The 384-nt window shown below is 64.1% G+C and carries 1 protein-coding gene; it reads right to left on the reverse strand.

The genetic code is table 11. The features are described from left to right. Positions 1-250: 250 nt before the first annotated feature. Positions 251-384, reverse strand: a 134-nt coding sequence (locus IF47_RS0126915) for a glycoside hydrolase family 19 protein (protein WP_031511654.1), incomplete at its 5' end; no start/stop codon positions are given.

Consider the following 384-nt stretch of genomic DNA (forward strand, 5'->3'; position numbering starts at 1 on the left):
GCGTTCCTGTTGCCTCTATTCACTCGTGTGAGTGAATCGGGCGGGGTCTGCGGGCCGGAGCGATACGTTCCGCGCGGAGCCGTGACGGGTGACAGACTGACGCCCATGGACGAGCGCACATTCGACAGGTCGGGTCAGCACGCTTCCGTCGTAGGCCTGGGCACATGGCAGAGGGATGCCCTTCGTCGGACTGATCAAGATTGATCAGGTACATGACACCCTGCATGACACCACGCCCCGGGGTCCGGCGTCAGCAGTAGAGGTTGCCGCCGGGCGACGTCCCCAGGATCTGCGTGAACCGCTGGTAGTTGTTGACGCGGCTCTGCACCTGCGCCGGGTTCTTGCCGTCGCACTCCAGGGAGCCGTTGATGCTGCGGATGGTCT

This window comes from Streptomyces megasporus, from assembly GCF_000718985.1.
Classification (GTDB): Bacteria; Actinomycetota; Actinomycetes; order Streptomycetales; family Streptomycetaceae; genus Streptomyces; species Streptomyces megasporus.